The 21,636-nt window shown below is 55.4% G+C and carries 20 protein-coding genes; 4 read left to right on the forward strand and 16 right to left on the reverse strand.

Annotation, left to right across the window (positions count from 1 at the left end; all coding sequences use genetic code 11):
- Nucleotides 1-126: 126 nt before the first annotated feature.
- From nth to blr, 10 genes are all read right to left on the reverse strand, one after another.
- Complete coding sequence (nth, locus tag SOM82_RS09170; RefSeq protein WP_320459352.1) at nt 127-762, reverse strand: endonuclease III; 636 nt, start codon at nt 760-762, stop codon at nt 127-129.
- On the reverse strand, nt 759-1,445 hold the full coding sequence (locus SOM82_RS09175; RefSeq protein WP_154125267.1) for an electron transport complex subunit E: 687 nt from the start codon (nt 1,443-1,445) through the stop codon (nt 759-761). Before SOM82_RS09175 ends, nth begins: the two co-directional genes overlap by 4 nt.
- 2 nt (nt 1,446-1,447) lie before the next feature.
- The gene (rsxG, locus tag SOM82_RS09180) at nt 1,448-2,068 is read right to left on the reverse strand and encodes an electron transport complex subunit RsxG (protein WP_320459353.1); all 621 of its coding nucleotides are present in this window, start codon (nt 2,066-2,068) and stop codon (nt 1,448-1,450) included.
- Between the two features lie 10 nt (nt 2,069-2,078).
- Nucleotides 2,079-3,131, reverse strand: a complete 1,053-nt coding sequence (gene rsxD / locus SOM82_RS09185; protein ID WP_320459354.1) for an electron transport complex subunit RsxD — start codon at nt 3,129-3,131, stop codon at nt 2,079-2,081.
- Nucleotides 3,132-5,501 carry an electron transport complex subunit RsxC gene (gene rsxC / locus SOM82_RS09190; protein WP_320459355.1) on the reverse strand — a complete coding sequence of 790 codons (2,370 nt, stop codon included), beginning with the start codon at nt 5,499-5,501 and terminating at the stop codon, nt 3,132-3,134. It abuts the gene before it with no gap.
- On the reverse strand, nt 5,494-6,072 hold the full coding sequence (gene rsxB / locus SOM82_RS09195) for an electron transport complex subunit RsxB (protein WP_154125271.1): 579 nt from the start codon (nt 6,070-6,072) through the stop codon (nt 5,494-5,496). The genes rsxC and rsxB overlap by 8 nt, the downstream gene beginning before the upstream one ends.
- The gene (gene rsxA, locus SOM82_RS09200; protein WP_100780381.1) at nt 6,072-6,653 is read right to left on the reverse strand and encodes an electron transport complex subunit RsxA; all 582 of its coding nucleotides are present in this window, start codon (nt 6,651-6,653) and stop codon (nt 6,072-6,074) included. The genes rsxB and rsxA overlap by 1 nt, the downstream gene beginning before the upstream one ends.
- 76 nt (nt 6,654-6,729) lie before the next feature.
- A complete protein-coding gene (locus SOM82_RS09205; RefSeq protein ID WP_154125272.1) occupies nt 6,730-7,170 on the reverse strand; it encodes a DUF2569 domain-containing protein in 441 nt (146 codons plus the stop codon).
- Nucleotides 7,171-7,256: 86 nt separating this feature from the next.
- On the reverse strand, nt 7,257-7,472 hold the full coding sequence (gene ydgT / locus SOM82_RS09210; protein WP_154125273.1) for a transcription modulator YdgT: 216 nt from the start codon (nt 7,470-7,472) through the stop codon (nt 7,257-7,259).
- Nucleotides 7,473-7,703: 231 nt separating this feature from the next.
- Nucleotides 7,704-7,829, reverse strand: coding sequence for a division septum protein Blr (gene blr, locus SOM82_RS09215; protein WP_320459608.1), 126 nt, complete (start codon nt 7,827-7,829; stop codon nt 7,704-7,706).
- 246 nt (nt 7,830-8,075) lie between these two features.
- Between blr and SOM82_RS09220 the strand changes: the two genes are divergently transcribed.
- On the forward strand, nt 8,076-9,116 hold the full coding sequence (locus tag SOM82_RS09220; protein ID WP_320459356.1) for an oxidoreductase: 1,041 nt from the start codon (nt 8,076-8,078) through the stop codon (nt 9,114-9,116).
- A 47-nt stretch (nt 9,117-9,163) separates the two neighbouring features.
- On the opposite strand, the gene add is transcribed toward SOM82_RS09220, so the two are convergent.
- The 3 genes from add to malX all read right to left on the reverse strand — a co-directional run bounded on the left by add (nt 9,164) and on the right by malX (nt 13,073).
- A complete protein-coding gene (add, locus tag SOM82_RS09225) occupies nt 9,164-10,162 on the reverse strand; it encodes an adenosine deaminase (RefSeq protein ID WP_320459357.1) in 999 nt (332 codons plus the stop codon).
- A 96-nt stretch (nt 10,163-10,258) separates the two neighbouring features.
- On the reverse strand, nt 10,259-11,431 hold the full coding sequence (locus SOM82_RS09230) for a MalY/PatB family protein (RefSeq protein WP_320459358.1): 1,173 nt from the start codon (nt 11,429-11,431) through the stop codon (nt 10,259-10,261).
- A gap of 49 nt (nt 11,432-11,480) precedes the next feature.
- Nucleotides 11,481-13,073, reverse strand: coding sequence for a maltose/glucose-specific PTS transporter subunit IIBC (gene malX, locus SOM82_RS09235; protein ID WP_154125278.1), 1,593 nt, complete (start codon nt 13,071-13,073; stop codon nt 11,481-11,483).
- Between the two features lie 178 nt (nt 13,074-13,251).
- Here malX and SOM82_RS09240 point away from each other — a divergent pair, with 178 nt between their 5' ends.
- Complete coding sequence (locus SOM82_RS09240; protein ID WP_320459359.1) at nt 13,252-14,280, forward strand: Mal regulon transcriptional regulator MalI; 1,029 nt, start codon at nt 13,252-13,254, stop codon at nt 14,278-14,280.
- Between the two features lie 44 nt (nt 14,281-14,324).
- Here the strand turns inward: SOM82_RS09240 and SOM82_RS09245 are convergent, their stop codons facing one another.
- A complete protein-coding gene (locus tag SOM82_RS09245) occupies nt 14,325-15,869 on the reverse strand; it encodes a YdgA family protein (protein ID WP_320459609.1) in 1,545 nt (514 codons plus the stop codon).
- A 157-nt stretch (nt 15,870-16,026) separates the two neighbouring features.
- On the reverse strand, nt 16,027-17,202 hold the full coding sequence (gene manA, locus SOM82_RS09250; protein WP_320459360.1) for a mannose-6-phosphate isomerase: 1,176 nt from the start codon (nt 17,200-17,202) through the stop codon (nt 16,027-16,029).
- A 260-nt stretch (nt 17,203-17,462) separates the two neighbouring features.
- Between manA and fumA the strand changes: the two genes are divergently transcribed.
- Nucleotides 17,463-19,109: a class I fumarate hydratase FumA gene (gene fumA, locus SOM82_RS09255; protein ID WP_320459361.1), complete on the forward strand. Its 1,647-nt coding sequence runs from the start codon at nt 17,463-17,465 to the stop codon at nt 19,107-19,109.
- A gap of 144 nt (nt 19,110-19,253) precedes the next feature.
- Complete coding sequence (gene fumC / locus SOM82_RS09260; RefSeq protein WP_320459362.1) at nt 19,254-20,648, forward strand: class II fumarate hydratase; 1,395 nt, start codon at nt 19,254-19,256, stop codon at nt 20,646-20,648.
- On the opposite strand, the gene tus is transcribed toward fumC, so the two are convergent.
- A complete protein-coding gene (tus, locus tag SOM82_RS09265) occupies nt 20,649-21,578 on the reverse strand; it encodes a DNA replication terminus site-binding protein (protein WP_320459363.1) in 930 nt (309 codons plus the stop codon). It abuts the gene before it with no gap.
- Nucleotides 21,579-21,636: the final 58 nt, after the last annotated feature.

Below are 21,636 nucleotides of genomic sequence, written 5' to 3' on the forward strand. Positions count from 1 at the left end.
TAATGAACCGAACATTCACCACGCTGATAAGTGTGAAAAGCGGATAATAAATGGACAAAGAAAGTGATGGCAGTATCACCTTTCTTTGTAAGGGATTGATTTGTGCGGGTGTTATGCAGAAAGACTTCAGGGATACACTTTTTCTTTAAATTCGCACAAATCTTCAATAAGGCAGGAGCCGCAGCGCGGTTTGCGCGCGATGCAGGTATAGCGCCCGTGCAAAATGAGCCAATGATGGCAGTCTACTTTGAACTCGGCTGGAACGACCTTGAGCAGTTTTTCTTCTACCTGTTCGACATTTTTGCCCGGCGCAAAATTCGTGCGGTTGCAAACGCGAAAAATATGCGTGTCGACCGCAATGGTCGGCCAACCAAACGCCGTATTGAGCACTACGTTCGCCGTTTTACGCCCCACGCCAGGCAGAGCCTCCAGCGCGGCTCTGTCTTCCGGCACTTCGCCGCCGTGCTGGTCGAGCAGGATGCGGCAGGTCTTAATGACATTCTCGGCTTTGCTGTTGAACAGACCAATAGTCTTGATATAGCTCTTCACGCCATCAACGCCGAGCTCCAGCATTGATTGCGGCGTATTAGCGACGGGGTAGAGTTTTGCTGTCGCTTTGTTAACGCTGACGTCCGTCGCCTGAGCTGAGAGCAGCACCGCGATCAGCAGCTCAAAAGGGGTGCTGAAGTTCAGCTCCGTCGTTGGGTGAGGATTGTTATCACGCAGGCGGGTCAAAATCGCGAGGCGTTTCTCTTTGTTCATACACTCTTCTCGGGGATCCCTTCCTGAACGCTGCGCTCGGCGGCACGGCGTTTACGTTTCTCATCAATCAGATATTTAACCGCCAGCATCATGCCCAGGCCAATAAAAGCACCCGGTGGCAGCATCGCCAGCAGGAATGGCGTATCGGTATGGAACACCTCGATGCGTAGCGCCTTTGCCCAACCGCCCAGCAGGGCATCAGCGCCATCAAACAGCGTGCCGTTACCCAGGATTTCACGCATCGATCCCAGTACAAACATGGCGCAAGTTGCACCCATACCTATTGAAAAACCATCCAGCGCTGAGATCAGCGGATCGTTTTTCACCGCAAAGGCTTCAGCGCGGCCCACCACAATACAGTTGGTCACGATCAGCGGGATAAAGATCCCCAGAGACTGATACAGGCCAAAGGCATAGGCGTTGATCAACATCTGCACGATACTGACCACAGAAGCGATAATCATCACGTAAATCGGGATGCGGATTTCTGAAGGCGTCCAGCGACGCAGAGCAGAAATGGATAAGTTGGTGAGGGTCAGCACCAGCGTGGTCGCCAGCCCAAGGCCCAGGGCATTAGTCGCGGTCGATGTGACCGCCAGCAGCGGACACATCCCCAGCAGCTGCACCAGCGCGGAGTTGTTTTTCCACAGTCCCTGAACGATAACCTCTTTAACCTGACTCATGATTACTCCTCACACGCGGGAAGATTGTTAAGCTGGGCGGGTAGCGTTTCAGCATAGAGCCCGGCGCGTTTTACCGCATTAACGATCGCGCGGGGAGTAATGGTGGCGCCGGTAAACTGGTCGAATTCACCGCCATCCTTCTTCACCGCAAAGGCGGTATCATTTTCGCCGTGAATCACTTTTCCGGCAAAATGGAGGATCCAGTCGCTTAAGCGAACTTCGATTTTATCTCCCAGTCCTGGCGTTTCGTGATGTTCAGTGACTCGCGTGCCTAGCACCGTACCTGAAAAATCTGTTCCCACCAGCAGTTGGATCGCGCCAGAGTAGCCATCAGGTGCGGTCGCTTCCATCACCGCACCCACTGCATTATCGCCTTTATGGGCAATAAAAATGCGGTGACTGCCTTTGCCTAACTGTGGAGCCTGAACAATAAAGCAGCTGTTCTGTAAATTGTTATCGTAAAAATCAGAAGGGATCACCTGGTCGAACAATGCCTTCTGCTGTTTTACGGCTTGTTCATCAATGGTCGTTTTGGTCAGTTCGTTAACCAGTGCGGTCAGCCCTGTCAGCGCTGCGGCGAAAATCGCCAGCGTCACACCGTGTTTTTGCATGGTTTTCAGCATGGTGTGTCCCTTAGCGATGGCCGTACACGCGAGGGCGCGTGTAGTAGTCAATGAGTGGTACCGTGATGTTTGCCAGCAGAACAGCAAATGCCACGCCGTCCGGATAGCCGCCAAAACTGCGAATCAGCCACACCAGCAGGCCCGCCAGTGCGCCGAAAATCAGCCGTCCACGGTTGGTAGTCGAGGCGGTGACCGGGTCGGTCAGAATAAAGAATGCGCCCAGCATGGTTGCACCGGAGAGTAAATGTAGCTGCGGGCTCGGCAGCGGTTGCGATGAAAATACCCAACCCAGCGCGGAACACAGCGCCAGCGTGACCAGGAAGCTGACCGGAATATGCCAGCGAATGGCTTTCTTCCACAGCAGGAATACGCCGCCAGCCAGATAGGCAAGATTCACCCACTGCCAGCCCGCCCCGGCAAGCACACCGCTATAAATCGGTGACTTCATGATCTGTTCCACGCTATGGCCTGCATGCAGAGACGTTTTAAACGTATCGAGCGGCGTTGCCTGGCTGATGCCGTCGATGCCCATACGCAGGGTCGTCATATCGCCACCCGTGGTCGTATGGCCGGTGAAAATCACCTGCAACGCATCCATAAAGCCCGGTACGGTTGCCGCAATCTCCTGCGGTGGGAGCCAGCTGGTCATCTGCACCGGGAAGGAGATCAGTAAAACCACGTAGCCAATCATCGCCGGGTTGAACGGATTATGCCCAAGGCCACCGTACAGTTGCTTGGCAATAATCACGGCGAAAACCGTACCCAGCACGACCATCCACCACGGGGCAAAGGGCGGAATACTGATCGCCAGCAGCAGCCCCGTCAGCAGGGCGGAGTTATCAGCAAGAATGCGTGAGACGGGCATCTTGCGCAGCTTCAGCACCAGCGCTTCGGCACCCAGAGCGCTCGCACAGCCGAGGATTATCTGAAAGAGTGTTCCCCAGCCAAAAAACCAGAACTGCACGGCAATACCGGGCAGAGCCGCCAGACAAACCAGCATCATAATGCGCGATGTCTGGCGCTGGTTATGGGTGTAGGGAGAGCTTGCGATTCTGAAAACCATTTATTCCTCGTTTACTACCTGCTGTGCGGATTTCTTAGCCTGAACGCGCGCAATCGCGGCGGCGACTGCGGCTTTGCGTGGGTCATCGTTTGCCGCGGGCTCGGCTTCCTGTTGTTCAGCCTTACGCGCTTTGGCGCGGGCAATGGCGGCTTCAACCGCTGCTTTACGCGGATCGACAGGTGTTTGCGGGGCAGAAGGCTCTTCCTGCTGTCCGGCCTTACGCGCTTTAGCGCGAGCAATGGCGGCTTCAACCGCCGCTTTGCGCGGATCGACAGGCGCTTGCGGAGCAGAAGGCTCTTCCTGCTGTCCGGCCTTGCGCGCTTTAGCGCGGGCAATGGCGGCTTCAACTGCTGCTTTACGCGGATCGACAGGCGTTTGCGGGGCAGAAGGCTCTTCCTGCTGTCCGGCCTTACGCGCTTGCGGAGCAGAAGGCTCTTCCTGTTGTTCAGCTTTGCGCGCCTTGGCACGGGCAATGGCGGCTTCGACCGCTGCTTTGCGCGGATCGACAGGTGTTTGCGGAGCAGAAGGCTCTTCCTGCTGTCCGGCTTTGCGCGCTTTGGCGCGGGCAATGGCAGCTTCGACCGCTGCTTTGCGCGGATCGACAGGCGTTTGCGGGGCAGAAGGCTCTTCCTGCTGTCCGGCCTTGCGCGCTTTGGCGCGGGCAATGGCGGCTTCGACCGCTGCTTTGCGCGGATCGACAGGGGCATCAGATGCCGGTGATTCACCCGACGCTGCGTTTTGCGCTTTTTCAGCCTGACGTGCGCGCGCCTGCGCTTTACGCGCTTCGCGCGCGGCAATCGCTTCGCTGTTGTCAGGCGTCTCACCGGCAGGAATCACCACCGGCTGTGCCGCAGATGCTTTTTTCTCACGAACCCGAGCCAGGGCAGCGTTAATGGCATCCTGATCTTTCTCAGCAGGTTGCACCGCGGCTTGTTTGTGACGCTCCTGGCGCGCCATTTTCTCACGCTCGAGACGAGCCTGACGCGCTTCAAAGCGGGCTTTGGCCTCCGCCGCGCGTTTATCCTCAAGAGAAATGGCGTAAATTTCGGCCTTTTCCTGACGGAAGTATTGCACCAGCGGAATGCTGCTTGGGCAAACCCAGGCGCAGGCACCGCACTCAATACAGTCTGCCAGATTATGGGCTGTCGCTTTATCGTGGAGCTGACCTTTGCTGAACCAGTAAAGTTGTTGAGGCAACAGATCGGCCGGACAGGCATCGGCGCAGGCGCTGCAGCGGATGCAGCCTTTTTCTTCCTGCTCTTCACCCATTTCACTGGCCGACGGTGCCAGCAGGCAGTTGGTGATTTTAACGACCGGTACATCAAGCCATGGCAAGGTAAAGCCCATCAGCGGGCCGCCCATAATCACCATTTGCTCGCTGCCCGGACAAAATCCGGCGTGTTCCAGCAGGTGGCGTACAGGCGTTCCGAGACGCGCCCACACGTTGCCAGGCTGAGAGACCGATTCCCCGGTCAGCGTCACCACGCGCTCGGTCAGGGGTTCGCCGTCGATAATCGCACGCTTCACCGCATACGCCGTACCGACGTTTTGCATCAGCACGCCGATGTCAGAGGAGCGGCCACCGTGGGGAACCTGCTTGCCGGTCAAAATCTGGGTGAGCTGTTTCGCACCGCCAGACGGATATTTCGTGGGGATCACGCGCAGGCTAATGTCGTGGCTGCCTGCCAGTACTGCGCGCAGCATTGAAATAGCCTGAGGTTTATTATCTTCGATCCCGATCAGCACTTCGCGCGGCTGTAAAATATGCGCAAGAATGCGGATGCCTTCCACAACTTGTGCGGCGCAATCCTGCATCAGGCGGTCATCGGCGGTGATATAGGGTTCACATTCCGCGGCATTGATGATCAGCGTCTGGATCTTATCGCCGCCGCCGCGCAGTTTCGTCCCGGTCGGAAAACCCGCGCCACCGAGGCCCGCGACGCCAAACTGATGGATGCGCTCAATAAGTGCTTCGTGGCTCTGGGCACGATAATCACTCCAGCCTTCACGATCGCACCAGCGGTCTTCGCCGTCAGGTTCGATAATCACGCTCAGTTCGGCCAGTGCAGAAGGGTGGGCAACCGTATGAGGAGCAATCGCCACGACTTTTCCGGAGGTGGGGGCATGCACCGGCAGCATACGCCCGCGCCCGAAGGTCAGCGGCTGACCACGCAGAACAGAGTCACCCTCTTTCACGCACAGCTCGCCCTCAGCGCCAATGTGCTGTTTCAGCGGAATGACAAAACGATTTGCCAGCGGGATCTGGCGCAGCGGCGTACCGCTGGACTGGGTTTTCATCTCTGGCGGATGAATACCGCCATCGAAATCCCAAATCTTCTCTTTTCTGAAAGCAGAAAATAACTTAAGCATGGTGTTCCACAGGAATTATGCGAACTGGAATGGTTTGAAGATCCCACTTCCAGCTATCGGGAGTCGTTTCAACCGGACGCAGTTCGATACATTGCGTCGGGCAGGGGGCCACACAGAGATTGCAGCCCGTACACAAATCCGCCATGACGGTATGCATCGCTCGGGTCGCGCCGACGATGGCGTCAACCGGACACGCCTGAATGCATTTTGTGCAGCCGATACAGTTTGCCTCATCAATCACCGCCAGGACGCGAGCTGGCTCTTGCGCGCTTTCGTCGCCACCTATGGGCTGAGGATCCACGTTTAACAGCGCAGCGATTTTGAGCATGACGGCTTCGCCGCCCGGCGCGCAGCGGTTAATACTCTCACCCTGGCTACCCACCGCTTCAGCGTAAGGGCGACAGCCAGGATAGCCGCATTGCCCGCATTGGCTTTGCGGCAGCAGCTCATCAATTTTTTCAACAACCGGATCGCCCTCGACCGCAAAGCGGCGCGAGGCATAACCCAAAATAATGCCGAAAACCAGCCCCAGAACACTGATGGCGGCAATGGCAATCCAGATAGCATTCATTACAACTTCACCAGACCACTGAAGCCCATAAAGGCAAGAGACATTAATCCCGCCGTCACCAGCGCAATGGCGTTACCGCGAAAGGGTGCCGGAATATCGGCGGCGGCCATCCGCTCGCGGATTGACGCAAACAGAACCATGACCAGTGAGAATCCCACGGCGGCGGAGAAACCGTACAGCGCGGACTGCAGGAAATTATGCCCAAGGTTAATGTTAAGCAGCGCGACACCCAGAACGGCGCAGTTGGTGGTAATGAGCGGCAGAAAAATCCCCAGCAGACGATACAGCGCAGGGCTGGTTTTACGCACCACCATTTCCGTGAATTGCACCACAAAGGCAATCACCAGAATAAAAGCCAGGGTACGCAGATAGATCAGGCCCAGCGGGATCAGGATCCAGGTGTCTATCCACCAGGCGCAAATCGAGGCCAGCGTCATCACAAATGTGGTCGCCAGGCCCATCCCCATGGCTGTTTCCAGCTTTTTGGAAACCCCCATGAACGGGCAAAGGCCAAGGAACTTCACCAGTACGAAGTTGTTAACCAACACCGTTCCGACAAAAAGCAGTAAGTAATCAGTCATTATTCAGCCTGAAATAAAAAAGCCGCTTATTATCGGATAAAGCACAACAAGCGACAACAGGTTAACTGTAGGGTTATTACGGATTCACAAAGGTCTTCTTCACACGGGCAGAGCGTCTGAAGTAGGGTGCGAAAAGCGCTGCAGCCAGAAGCGGGAACAGCAGTTGCCGTACCGCCAGCCCGTCAGAAACCGGCGAGAAAGCAAAGGCTTTCACAGCCAGCAGAACCGAAATAAGCAGCCAGATAATATAGTGCTTAGGCACTTTCTGACGGCGCTTAAAGAAGGCGATGGCCAGCCACAGCGTGTAGTACCACATGGCGATGGCAAACCCGAAAGAAATAAACCACAGGGCAATATTGAGCGTATTTTGCGAGGTCAAATTCTTTAATGCATAGGGCGTCACGAGCGCCGTGGTATAAAGCAGCAGCGCTAATGATGCGCTCAATAAGGCAACCAGTAACCAGGCAAGCGGGGCGAGCAACCAGCCTCCGATCTTTTCTCCGGGTGATGTGGTCATGTTATCTCCGTTAAGTCTGCGCAAAATATGACCCGGCAATTGGCCGGGGCGTGAGTATATAACATTTCGCGCAGATGGCTATCCCCTTAGAGCACGTAGCGCCAAACGGATTTGGGAACTTCACCAACGTTGAACAGACGACCACCGGAGACCAGCTCTGCGCGGCGATGGTCAGCGGCGCGGTACATATTGATAATTTCCTGGTTATCGGTCAGCGTGTAGTTCAAATGATCAAACAGTTTTTCCAGGCTCTCGAGAGAACTGATCTTACGAAATTTTAATAAATAATCCTGAACTGTCATATTAATTATCTTCCATTTTTTAAAAAGTAAATCGCACCAGTAGGGTAATTCGCCCGAATAATAAACGGTTAAATAAAGACGTAAACAGCCCACTCAGGTGTTAAGGCGAAATTAGGAGTATTCTCTGGTGATAACAGGCGTCGGACGACGCCCGGGAAAGAAGGTTAACTCTGATTCAGATCGCTGGCAATATCCCACTGACAGCATATGTCACTCTTTTGCCCGTCAACGTTACTTTGGCTGGACGGCTGCAACAGGCTCAGGCGGCTGATAGTTATCTATATGGCTGGCCACGCCGAGCAAAATGACGGAAACACCCAGGACGACCCATCCCGCTAATTCAATGATTCGATTAATAACTGACGTCATGATTCTTATTCGTGATTTATCCATAAATACATCCCCGGAATGTTACAGCGCGGTTTCAACGTGCGCAAGCGCTTTGGGAACGGTTTCTCTTCATTAATTCAGTAGGTTATATGAATGTAACAAAGATATCTGGTGGGACATGCTATTTTACTTTGCATAACACATTATTAATCTATTGTGACGACATCGTTGATAGTGTGAAAATGTGAGTATGACAAGACGAGAGGCAACGACATGAATGACAAAATCCGCGTCGGATTGATTGGTTATGGTTACGCCAGTAAAACGTTTCACGCTCCCTTAATTGCCGGAACGTCAGGCATGGAGCTGGCGGCAGTTTCGAGCAGCGATGCGTCTAAAGTGCATGCCGACTGGCCTGCCGTGCCGGTGGTTTCTGAACCGAAGCATCTGTTCAACGATCCCAATATTGATTTGATCGTCATTCCTACTCCAAATGACACCCACTTCCCGCTGGCAAAAGCCGCGCTGGAGGCTGGCAAACATGTTGTCGTGGATAAACCGTTTACGGTGACGTTATCGCAGGCGCGTGAGCTGGATGCGCTGGCCAAAAGCCTGGGACGCCTCCTTTCGGTATTCCATAATCGTCGCTGGGACAGTGATTTCCTGACGGTTAAAGCGTTGATCGGCGAGGGGACGCTGGGAGAAGTGGCCTATTTCGAATCGCATTTTGACCGCTTCCGTCCGCAGGTGCGTAACCGCTGGCGTGAGCAGGGCGGGCCGGGGAGTGGGATCTGGTATGATTTGGCTCCTCATCTGCTCGACCAGGCCGTCAATCTGTTTGGTCTGCCTGTCAGTATGACGGTGGATCTGGCGCAGCTTCGCCCGGGCGCACAGGCCACGGACTATTTTCACGCGATTTTAAGCTATCCGCAGCGCAGAATTGTCCTGCACGGCACGATGCTGGCGGCGGCGGAATCGGCGCGTTATATCGTTCACGGCACCCGCGGTAGCTACGTGAAGTTTGGCCTCGATCCGCAGGAAGACCGGCTGAAAAACGGGGAACGCCTGCCGCAGGAAGACTGGGGCTACGACATGCGCGACGGCGTGTTGACGCGTGTCGAAGGCGAAGAGCAGGTGCAGGAAACCTGGCTGACCCTGCCGGGTAACTATCCGGCTTATTATGCCGGAATCCGTGATGCGCTGAACGGGACGGGTGAAAACCCGGTACCGGCCAGTCAGGCCATCCAGATTATGGAACTGATCGAGCTGGGGATGGAATCCGCGAAGCATCGCTCGACGCTCTGTCTGGCGTAGACCAACCGCCATGAAAAAGGCCGGCAAATTTGCCGGCCTTTTTGTTGTCAGCCTGCTACCTGCGCGCGCAGCGCTGCTTTTTCTGCCGCGGTTAAAAACGCGATCTCAAGGCCGTTAATTTGCGCCTGGCGAATCTGTTCACGGCTCAGGCCAGCCTGAGGCGCTGCAATGTTATATTCGTGAATAATATCAACACCCTGAACCGCCGGATCGTCTGTATTCAACGAAGCCAGAACACCGTGGTCCAGGAACGTTTTCAGCGGATGTTGCGCCAGCGAGGCGACGGTGCTGGTCTGAATATTGGATGTCAGACAGGATTCAATACCGATGCGTTGTTCGGCAAGGAAGTCCATCAGAGCACGATCTTCAACGGCTTTCACGCCGTGACCAATACGCTCAGCGCCCAGCTCACGAATCGCCTGCCAGATGCTCTCCGGGCCAGCGGCTTCACCCGCATGCACCGTAATATGCCAGCCTGCATCGCGCGCGCGGTTGAAGTGGGAAAGGAACAGACTTCCCGGGAAGCCCAGCTCATCACCGGCGAGGTCGATGGCGGTAATACGATCGCGATGCGCCAGTAAGGCTTCCAGCTCCTGCAAACAGGCTGCCTCGCCAAAGGTACGGCTCATAATGCCAATCAGACGCGCCTGAACGTTAAAGGCTTTACACCCTTCGCGTACGCCTTCAATCACCGCTTCAACCACGCCTTCAACCGGCAGATTGTGCGTCATCGCCATGTAACCGGGAGAAAAGCGCAGTTCAACATAGTGCAGCCCGTTACGTGCGGCATCTTCAATATTCTCAAAGGCCACGCGGCGACAGGCATCCAGAGAGGCGAGTACTTTGACGCCCCAGTCGAGTTTACTCAGGAAACTCACCAGATCCGGCTCGTTGGCGATCACCTGAACGTGCGGAATGAGGGTCTCAATGGTTTGAGCGGGAAGGGATAAATTAAACTGGCGGCCAAGATCGAGAATAGTTTGGGCACGGATGTTGCCGTCAAGGTGACGATGAATATCAGTTAAAGGAAGACGTGTATCAATCATGGTCGCACTCATTTTCTGGTTAAAGTGCGCCACATTATAAAAACATTTGCGGGTAAAAAGCTATTTGCGCAATGGAATATTCCATTGCGCAACCTGTTACAGCAGAGAATGAATCCCCGCAATCAGCCGCTCAACGCCTTGCTCCAGCTTGCTACGCGGGCAACCGGCGTTCAGGCGCACAAAACCGTTTCCTTCCACGCCATAGGTGTAGCCTGGCATGATGGCGACTTTCTGCTGCTCGATCAGCTCTTTTTGCAGCGCTTTGTCGTCAATGCCGAGTGCGCTCAAATCAATCCATGCAAGATAGGTGGCTTCAGGCGGCTGCCAGTTCAGTGCCGGAAAAGCGCCGTTTAAGCGTTCCGCAATAAAATGCAGATTGGCTTCCAGATAGTCACGCAACGCGTCCAGCCACGGCTCTCCCTGATGATAGGCGGCAATATGCGCGGTCAGCGCCAGCACGGAAGGGGAAGAAAGCCCGTCGCGGCCTTTGAGCGCGCTGAGATACTGCTCACGGCTCTCGTCGTCGCCAATCAATCCGTAAGCGCCGGTCAACGCGGGAATATTAAAGCTCTTGGAGCCGGAGGTCAGTAGCGCCCATTTGCCGCGGGCCACCTCATTCCACGGGGTATGTGTATGATTTCCCCATACCATATCCATATGAATTTCGTCGCTGATTACCGCCACGTTATGGCGCGCACAAAGCCCGGCTATGGTTTGCAGCTCACTGCGGGTCCACACCTTTCCGGTCGGATTTTGCGGGCTGCACAGCAGCAAAAGGGAGTTCTCTGGCTGTGACAGCGCGGCTTCGAGTTTTGCCATATCGCACTGCCAGCCCGTCGCACGCTTCTCCATGGCGACAGGAACGATGTGGCGCTGGTTGCCCTCTACGGCTTTATAGAAAGCATCGTAAGCCGGAGTATGAACCACGATCCCGTCGCCGGGCTTCGACCACAGGCGAATCAGCTCCGACACCATATAAATGACCGACGGGCCGTAGACCAGAGTATGGGTGTCAATCTGACTGTTAAAGCGCTGGTGGAACCAGTGCGCAACGGCCGCCAGAAACGCGTCATTTTTCCAGCGGCTATAGCCAAACACGCCGTGACTGATGCGCTGCTGCAGGGCATCGGTGATACAGGGGGCGGTGGCAAAATCCATGTCGGAAATCGTAAATGGCAGGAGATCGGCAGCGCCAAAGCGGTCGGCAACGTAATCCCACTGGGTACACCAGGTGCCGTGGCGATCCACGACGGTGGAAAAATCGAACATCTTTCTCGTCCTTTAAGTAAAAACCCCCTTCAGAGAAGGGGGCGAGACGTCAGGCTTCTACCGTTCTCATCAGTGTCGATAGCTCGTCTTTGACCGATTGCACCTGCGGGCCAATCACGACCTGCAAATTATGCTGATTCAACTGTACCACACCGATCGCCCGGTTTGCCTTCAGGGCGTTGGTATCGACTTTCGACATATCGTTCACCGACAGGCGCAGACGGGTGATGCAGTTATCCAGTGACGTAATATTGTCCGCGCCGCCGAGGGCCGCCAGAATTGCAGGCGTGTTATACCCCGATTTACCGACGGTCCCGACGACAGCCTGCTCAACGTTGCTGGCGGTATCCGTATCACGCCCGGGGGTTTTGAGGTTAAAGCGGGTAATGGCGAAACGGAAAATCGCGTAGTACACCGCAAACCAGATCGCCGCGACAACCGGTACCAGATACCACTTGGTAGACAGGCCATGCAGAATGCCAAATACCACGAAGTCGATCACGTTGCCGTCGGTATTCCCGATGGTGACGCCGAGAACAGCCATCGTCGTGAAGCCCAGACCGGTCAGGACTGCGTGAATAAGATACAGCACCGGTGCCACGAACAGGAACAGGAACTCAATCGGCTCAGTGGTGCCGCCAACCACACAGGCGATCACGCCAGAGATCAGCAACCCTTTAATTTTATGACGGTTTTCAGGACGCGCGCAGTGATACATCGCCAGCGCCGCCCCCGGCAGGCCGCCGAGGAAGGCCGGCATTTTACCCTGCGACAGGAAGCGGGTGGCGCTCTCGGAGAAGCCGTGCGTGGTCGGGCAGCTGAGCTGTGCCTGGAAAATCGTCAGCGCGCCGCTCACATCATGCCCGCAAACATCCATCGTACCGCCCGCTTCGGTAAAGCGAATCAGGGCCACCAGAATGTGTTGCAAACCAAACGGCAGCAACAGGCGCTCGCCGGTACCGAAAATCATCGGTCCAAAGTCGCCCGCGCTATTGATGATGCGGCCAATCGCAGTAATACCCATGGCGAAAACCGGCCAAATCAGCGGGATCACCAGACCAAACAGACCCATTACCACCAGGGTGGCGATCGGCACGAAGCGGGTGCCGCCGAAGAAGGCCAGGGCATCCGGCAGGCGGATGTTATGGAAGCGCTCGTGCAGCATCCAGATGATCACACCGGCAATAACCGCCCCGAGGATCCCGGTGTCAATGGACTGGATCCCCAACACGCTCTGAATATTATTGGCTTTAAGCACGGCGGCATCGGTGGTGGGCAGAATACCTTTCGCCGTCAGCCAGAAGTTGACCGCCAGGTTCATCACCGCGTATCCGACAAAACCGGCAAACGCCGCGACGCCTTTATTCTCGCGCGCCAGCCCTAAAGGAATGGCGATACAGAACATCACCGGCAGGAAGCTAAACGCAAAGGAGCCGACTTTGCTCATCCAGACAAAGATCGCCTGCAGCACAGGATTGCCCAGGAAGGGAATTAAGGTAATGACATCATGGCTACTCAGTGAACTGCCAATCCCCAGCATAATTCCGCAGAATGAGAGCAGTGCCACGGGTAACATAAAGGTTTTACCCAGTTGCTGGAAAAACTCCCACAGCGATATTTTTTGTGCTGCTTTCGCCGTCATAAAACGACTCCTTTATTGTTAAAATAGATGTACCTGTTTCATCGCAGCGAAAAGATAAAACGTTTTACCAAAGTTTAGTGCGCGCTGAATCACATTCTCATGCTTTAATCCGCAGTATAAAGATAACGTATTGATAAAACGTTTTACCGTACTGAACATCAGGGAGTTACGCGTTTACATGTCTGTTGCGAAGAAAATCACCATTAACGACGTTGCGCTGGCGGCAGGCGTTTCGGTCAGTACGGTTTCGCTGGTGCTCAGTGGAAAAGGGCGCATCTCTCCTGCCACCGGGCAGCGCGTGAACGAGGCCGTGGAGCAACTGGGGTTTGTGCGCAACCGCCAGGCCGCGTCGCTGCGCGGTGGTCAAAGCGGGGTGATCGGCCTGATGGTTCGCGATCTGACATCGCCGTTTTACGCTGAGCTGACCGCCGGTCTTACCGAAGCGCTGGAAGCGCAGGGGCGGATGGTCTTTTTAATGCACGGCGGACGCGAGGCGGAGCAACTGCTTTCTCGCCTGGATATGCTGCTGACGCAGGGCGTGGACGGCGTGATTATCGCCGGGGCATCGGGGGTGGGCAGCGAGCTGTGCGAACGCGCGGCGGTGAAAGGTATCCCGTTGGTTTTCGCCTCGCGCGCGAGCTATCTCGACGAAGCCGACACGCTGCGGCCGGATAACATGCAGGCGGCACAAATGTTGACCGAACATCTTATTCGCCGCGGTCACCAGCGAATTGCCTGGCTCGGCGGTAAAAGCTCTTCACTGACTCGTGCCGAACGCGTGGGCGGCTACTGTGCGACGCTTATCAAATATGGTCTGCCCTTTCACAGCGAGTGGGTGGTGGAGTGTGAATCCAGCCAGAAGAAAGCCGCAGAGGCCATGGGGGCGCTGCTGCGCAGCAGTCCGACCATTAGCGCGGTGATTTGCTATAACGATATTATTGCGATGGGCGCGTGGTTTGGGCTGATGCGTGCGGGCCGCCAGGGCGGAGAAGGCGGTGTAGAAGCGTTCTTTGACCATCAGGTTGCGCTGGGGGCTTTCGCCGATGTCGGCGAACACGCACTGGATGATTTACCCATCGTCTGGGCAACGACGCCTGCGCGGGAGATGGGCTATACCCTCGCGGACAGAATCATGCAGCGGATTGAAAAATCAGATGTTCAGGTGGGGCATCAGATCGTTCCGGCGAGACTGGTCACGGTGAAGTAGCGCTTACCGCTGTAAAAAGGCCCCTCGGAGAGGGGCCAGAAGGCTTACTGCTGAGGGACTACCGGTACGGTCGGGGCTGCCGGATCGACCGGTTCTGCCTGTCCAGGGATCCCCAGAGTTGGCATACCAAACATGCCGACAAAATCTTCCAGCGGCATTTTCTGCCCGTTCAGCGTGACCTGGCCATTCGCGTATTGCAGGCTGGTGCCAATAACGTTGTCTTCAAGCGTGGTGATACGGAACATCTGGCCCATGGCCGCCATGCCTTTCACCTGCTGGCTCGCCAGCTTCGCCGAATCCTTCTCGTTGTAACCTTCCAGTTTCGCAATCTGGGTCATAAACTCGGTAGCCATATCCACCGGAATGGTGAGTTTGCTGTCGATGGATTTAACGCTGCGATCCACTTCCTGAGCCAGCGTTTGCGCTTCGCCAGTGGCTGTCGCCGGATCTTTCAGGAACAGTGACAGGTTGAAATTGGTCTCGCCTTTGCTGTTTTTCCAGCTCAGTGGCGCGATGGTGATCACCGGCTCGCCTTTGAGCAGCACAGGCAGATTGCTTAGCAGGGCATCCATCGCTTTTTGCTGATACAGCTCCGGATTTTTGGTCATCAGCTCTTTATCGGCGAGCAGGGCCTGGCTCTGCGCACGATATTGCTGGCTAAACTGATGCCACGCCTGACCGTCGATATTGCCCACTTTCACGGTTAATTTACCGGAACCGAGATCCTGGCTCTGCACCTTCAGGCTTTTTAGCGTGTAATCCATCTGGGTGTCGATGCTTTTGCCATCTTTCGAGACGCTGGATTTACCGTCCAGATCCATCCCTTCGAGCACGGCCATCTCTTTGCCTTCAACGGCAATAGCCAGTTTATCAAGGCTGATTTTCTGGTCGCCAATGCGCTCATCAAAGCTGGTCATACGGCTGTTGCCGTCCGCTTTCAGGTTGTTGAACGTCAGCTGAACCTTCTGATTATATTCGTTTACCGCGTTCACCAGACCGCTTTCTGCGCTGCCGGTCAGGGAGAACACTTTACCGTCGCGATCCGCATCCAGTTTGAAATCGCCGCCGCTAAAGGCCACTTTTTCGTCGCCATTTTCATAATTCAGCGCTTTCAGGGCGATATCTGAGCTCGTATCACCGGCATAGCTGATGCGGGTATCAATCACGAACGGGGATTCATTTTTCGCCAGATCAAACAGCGGTTTGGACGCTTCGTTGTTCACCAGCGTGGAGTTCACCGATGCCATCGAAGGGATCAGGTTGAAATGTTTAAGCTGCGCCAGCGGGAACGGACCGTGATCGACGACTTCATTCAGCACCACGCTTTGTCCGGCCTTAAGCCAGCTGTTTTCTGTGCCCGCAACCGGTTTTACCACCAGTTGCATATGACTTCTGAACACACCGCGCTGATAGTCCTGGTAGCTCAGCTCCAGACCGGCTTCAGGGGCGGTGCGTTTGAGCTCGCTGTTCGCCTGGGCCACCATTTCAGCCAGGCGGCTTTCCAGCTGTTTGCCCGTGAACCACGAGGCGCCCGTCCAGACAACCCCTAATGCAACAACAACGCCAACCGCTACGACCGATTTTTTCATCATGATTATCCATAAAATGAAATCAGGCGGTAAAAACCGCCTGATGTTGTAATAAGGCTCTGACCAGCTTAACAAAAGTGGTTCGATAATTCAGTATAGCCGTCATCCATCAGATTGTATCGGTTCTGACAGCGCGAATTATCCACGACAACGCCTTTTACAGCTTATTGAACACTCTGGCCAGTCGGCCAGTGCCGCTGATGTTAACCGGAGATTCGTTCGCCGCAACAAACGCAGATTCACCGGGTTTCAGCACCAGACGCTGTTCACCTTTGCTCAGGACTGCTTCCCCTTCGACGCAGAACAGAATAGCGGCGCTCTGCTGAGCCATCGCGGTTTCTGTCTGGCTAAGATCGTGCAGTGAGAAGGCAAAATCGTCTACCGGAATAGGGAAGTCCAGCTCCGCGCCGTTTTTCACCGGCTGCGTCAGCAGCGCTTTCGCTGGCTTCGCCACGAACTTCACGTTCGCCACCAGTTCAGGGATATCAATATACTTCGGCGTCAGGCCCGCGCGCAGTACGTTATCGGAGTTGGCCATGACTTCCAGCGCGACGCCTTGCAAATAGGCGTGCGGGGTTTCGGCAAACAGGAACATCGCTTCGCCCGGATTCAGCTTCACCACATTCAACAGCAGGGGAGAGAACAGGCCGCTGTCGTCGGGATAGAAGGTGGAAATCAGGCTGATGGTTTGCCACGGCTCGCCCTGCTGGCTTTGAAGGGCTGCCTTCAGGATCGCCAGCGCGTGCGCCTTTTCGTCACCCTGCATATTCAGCAGGCTGGCAAACAGTTGGCTCAGGTTGGCGGCGTCCGGGTTTTCCAGGAAATGAGCAATGGCTTTGTGTGCCCCTGCGACGGGTTGCAGCAGAGAGACAATCTCTGAGAATTCGCGGAAAGCGTTCAACGCCAGGAAGGGCGTCAGGGCGAAAACCAGCTCCGGTTTGTGGTTAGGATCTTTATAGTTACGTTCGGCTGCATCCAGCGGAATACCCGCCGCGTTCTCTTTCGCAAATCCGGCTTCAGACGCCTTTTTGTTAGGATGAACCTGAATGGAAAGCGGCTGATCCGCACACAGCACTTTAAACAGGAACGGCAACTCGCCAAAACGAGTGGCTACCGCCTGACCCAGCAGCGTGGCTTTATCCGCCTCGATCACGTCGCGCAGCGAGCGCACCTGGCCGCTGGCATCTTCAATTTTCGAGCTGCTCTTCGGATGCGCGCCCATCCACAGCTCTGCCATCGGCAGGTTGTCGGGATTGGCGATACCGTAGAGATCCGTTAACGCAGTTTGACTTCCCCAGGCATAGTTTTGCACTGAGTTGATGAGTTTTTGCATTATCAAGCCCTGTTTCGAATGTGGAATTATCTTTGCGTATTAAAGCAATAAACCATGCGGAAGTAACCTGCGCATGCAAAAAGTCGTATTAGTCTCAGTTTTTGTTAAAAAATTGTGTAGGATAAGCTAACTCGCTTTTAATACCCCGAATAGATTGAGTCTCAGGAAGCAACGTATCTGCCACTCGAACTATCAAGGGGAAGCAGGGCAAACGGAAGAACTGCCTGTATCAAATCAGCAATGTCGTAAGTGAGAGCACAATGTCGAACAAACCCTTTCATTACCAGGATCCTTTCCCACTGAGCAAGGATCAGACCGAATATTATCTGTTAACCCGCGACCACGTTTCTGTCTCTGAATTTGAAGGGCAGGAGATCCTGAAAGTGGATCCGCAGGCGCTGACGTTAATGGCGCAGCAGGCGTTCCACGATGCCTCCTTTATGCTTCGCCCGGCGCACCAGCAGCAGGTAGCCGATATCCTCAACGACCCGCAGGCCAGCGAAAATGATAAATACGTTGCGCTACAGTTCCTGCGTAACTCCGATATCGCGGCTAAAGGCATTCTGCCAACCTGTCAGGATACGGGGACCGCTATCATCACCGGCAAAAAGGGCCAGCGCGTCTGGACCGGTGGCGGTGACGAAGCGGCTCTGGCACACGGCGTGTACAACACCTACATTGAAGATAACCTGCGCTACTCGCAAAATGCCGCGCTGGATATGTATAAAGAGGTGAACACCGGCACCAACCTGCCTGCGCAAATTGACCTCTACAGCGTGGATGGCGACGAATACAAATTCCTCTGCATCGCCAAAGGCGGCGGTTCAGCGAACAAAACCTATCTGTATCAGGAAACCAAAGCGCTGCTTTCACCGGGTAAACTGAAAAACTATCTGGTGGAAAAGATGCGAACCCTCGGCACGGCCGCTTGTCCGCCTTATCACATTGCCTTTGTGATTGGCGGGACGTCGGCTGAAAGCACGCTGAAGACGGTCAAACTGGCTTCCACCAAATACTACGACGGCCTGCCGACGGAAGGGAACGAACACGGTCAGGCGTTCCGCGATATTCAGCTTGAGCAGGAACTGCTGACAGAAGCGCAGAGCCTGGGGCTGGGCGCGCAGTTCGGCGGCAAATATTTCGCCCATGACATCCGCGTTATTCGCCTGCCGCGCCACGGCGCCTCCTGCCCGGTCGGCATGGGCGTCTCCTGCTCGGCGGATCGCAATATCAAAGCAAAGATCAACCGCGATGGGATCTGGATCGAAAAGCTGGAAAACAACCCGGGCAAGTACATTCCGGAATCACTGCGTAAAGCGGGTGAGGGTGAGGCGGTTCACGTCGATCTCAACCGCCCAATGAGCGACATTCTGCAGCAGCTTTCGCAGTATCCGGTCTCTACGCGCCTGTCGCTGAACGGCACGATTATCGTCGGACGCGATATCGCGCACGCGAAGCTGCAAGAGCGGCTGGAGAAGGGCGAAGGTTTGCCGCAGTACATTAAAGATCACCCGATTTACTACGCCGGTCCGGCCAAAACGCCTGAAGGGTATGCCTCGGGTTCACTCGGGCCAACCACCGCAGGGCGCATGGATTCCTACGTGGATCAGCTGCAGGCTAACGGTGGCAGTATGATCATGCTGGCGAAAGGCAACCGTAGCCAGCAGGTGACGGATGCCTGCCATAAACACGGCGGTTTCTATCTCGGCAGCATTGGCGGCCCCGCCGCAGTCCTCGCGCAAGGCAGCATCAAGAGCCTGGAGTGTGTGGAATATCCGGAACTGGGAATGGAAGCGATCTGGAAAATTGAAGTTGAAGACTTCCCGGCCTTTATCCTTGTGGATGACAAAGGCAACGACTTCTTCAAACAGATCCAGTCGTCCCAGTGTTCGGCGTGCGTGAAGTAAAATATCCTTCGGCCCGGCAGGCGCTCGCGTCGCCGGGTTTTCTCTAAGAGCGCACAAAGCGCCATACTGATTTTTTGAAGCCAACAATACTTAATCCAGCATGTGAGCAATGTCCCCAAATTCATTGTTATCAAGGAGAAAGTAATGACAACGCATCGTAGCGAGAAAGATTCCATGGGCGCTATCGACGTTCCGGCTGACAAGCTGTGGGGCGCGCAAACCCAGCGTTCACTTGAACATTTTCGAATTTCTACCGAGAAAATGCCCGTCTCGCTGATCCACGCGCTGGCGCTGACCAAACGTGCCGCGGCAAAAGTTAACCAGGATTTAGGCCTGCTGAGCGCTGAAAAGGCGACGGCCATCATCAGCGCTGCCGATGAAGTGCTGGCTGACCAACACCCGGATGAGTTTCCCCTCGCGATCTGGCAAACCGGCTCCGGAACGCAAAGCAACATGAACATGAACGAAGTGCTGGCCAATCGCGCAAGCGAACTGCTGGGCGGCGTGCGCGGCATGGAGCGTAAAGTTCACCCGAACGACGACGTGAACAAAAGCCAAAGTTCTAACGACGTGTTTCCGACGGCGATGCACGTCGCGGCCATCATTGCCCTGCGCAAGCACCTGATCCCACAGCTTGAGGTACTAAGGAAGACGCTTGATACCAAATCGAAAGCTTTCAGCGATATCGTCAAAATTGGCCGTACCCATCTTCAGGACGCCACGCCGCTGACCCTCGGACAGGAGATTTCTGGCTGGGTGGCGATGCTGGAGCATAACCTTAAGCACCTCGACAACAGTCTGCCGCATCTGGCCGAACTGGCGCTGGGCGGCACGGCGGTGGGAACGGGGCTGAATACGCATCCTGAATACGCGGTACGCGTGGCAAAAGAGCTGGCGGATATCACCGGTCAACCGTTTGTCACCGCGCCAAATAAATTCGAAGCGCTCGGAACCTGCGATGCGCTGGTGCATGCTCATGGTGCGCTAAAAGGTCTGGCGTCATCGCTGATGAAAATCGCTAACGACGTGCGCTGGCTGGCCTCTGGCCCACGCTGTGGCATCGGCGAAATCAGTATTCCTGAAAACGAGCCGGGCAGCTCCATCATGCCGGGTAAAGTCAATCCGACCCAGTGCGAAGCCATGACCATGCTCTGCTGCCAGGTCATCGGCAACGATGTGGCGGTGAATCTGGGCGGCGCATCGGGGAATTTTGAGCTGAACGTCTATCGTCCAATGGTCATCCATAACTTCCTGCAATCGGTGCGGCTGCTGGCAGACGGCATGGAGAGTTTCAACGCGCATTGTGCGACAGGCATCGAGCCAAACCGGGAGCGTATCAGCCAGCTGCTGAATGAATCGCTGATGCTGGTGACCGCGCTTAACACCCATATCGGCTACGATAAAGCCGCCGAAATTGCCAAAAAAGCGCACAAAGAGGGGCTGACGCTTAAGGCCTCCGCCCTGGCGCTGGGCTATCTGACCGAGGCCGAGTTTGACCGCTGGGTGCGCCCGGAAGAGATGGTCGGCAGCATGAAATAATCACTCCGCCACATACAGGTGCAGCCGGGGAATGATCAATCGCAGCGGCTGCGCCTGGGGTTTATAACGATGCTGAACGTTTTCAGCATCGTAATTCAGCAGTTCACCGATATCAGGCACCATCGCCCCCTGTTGTGTATCGTACAGCGCAATCAGCGGCGTCGGGCAGGCGTGTTGCACCTGCTTTTGCTCCCCGGCATACCAGACCCGCGCAATCGGCTGCACCTTCACCGGACGTTTGATTTTGAGCCGGGCATCGGCAGGCAGCGCAGCAATATTCTCGTAATCCTGCTCCAGACGCTCAATCCACTGCTCGCGAGACCAGGGGGCCACGGTGCGCGGGCTTTTCAGGCTTTTCTCCAGCAGGGCCAGCACCTCATTGCGGGTAAAATTCTTAATAATGTGTTTGTTGGCCCAGCCAAACCGCAGCGTGGCGGGATGACGCAGGATCGTCAGCGTGCGATAGGCGTTGAGGGTGATAAGCCCCGGCAACTGCCGGTGTACCCATTCAAAGCGCGCGGCGGGGGGCAGGCCTGACTCTTCAGTGACGATTTTCTCAAACGCGGCTTTCAGCGCATTAATATGGTCAATCTGGCTTTCAATCTGCTCTCTCAGGGCTGGCTCGCACTGCAGACAAATCACGCCGGGCAGGCGCACCGCGGCTTTGCTGCTGCGGTTTTCCGACTGTTGCTGAATAAACAGATGGCGGTAGTGGGCGACCGCCATCTCCAGCGCTGCTTTACCGATATGCTGTTTGACCTCGATAGTCTCCAGCGGATCATGTTCGGCGCCTTTGACAACATCCGGCAGCGTGAAGACACGCGCAGCCAGCAACCGGCATTTTTGCAGACGTTCCGTCAAGCCTGCCAGCTCGTGTTCCATCTGGCGGAAAGTCGAGTTTAACCGTTCGAGAAGATCGTAAGTAGCCATAAAGCCCCGTCAGTAGTTACAACATACTTACCGTATAACACAGTTTGCCCGGTCCGGC

Source organism: Lelliottia sp. CFBP8978 (genome assembly GCF_034046055.2).
GTDB lineage: Bacteria > Pseudomonadota > Gammaproteobacteria > Enterobacterales > Enterobacteriaceae > Enterobacter.